Annotated in this window: 1 pseudogene; it reads right to left on the bottom strand. The window is 73.4% G+C overall.

What is annotated here, in order from left to right:
• Window positions 1-229, bottom strand: a pseudogene (locus CVH10_RS25150) (hypothetical protein); the annotation flags it as partial.

The following is a 229-nucleotide window of genomic DNA, read 5'->3' as shown; positions in this document are numbered from 1 at the left end:
CGGCCAGGATCACCTTGAGGGAGGCGGGCAGGCGCCGTGCACCCACATACGAGAAGGCGAGGCCGTTGGCGTCGCCCGGGGTCGGGTAGGGGTCCTGGCCGAGGATGACGATCTTCACGCGCTCCAGGGGCGTGAGGGTCAGCGCGTTGAAGATGGCCTCTGGCGCCGGCAGAACCTGCGCGCCGGCCGCGATGCGGGCATCGACCCGGGCGGCCACCGCGTCGGCGGC

The organism is Halomonas sp. ND22Bw (genome assembly GCF_003011945.1).
Lineage (GTDB): Bacteria > Pseudomonadota > Gammaproteobacteria > Pseudomonadales > Halomonadaceae > Halomonas > Halomonas halophila.
Note: the sequence above shows the minus strand (reverse complement) of the source record. Positions and strands in the feature narration are given on the sequence as shown.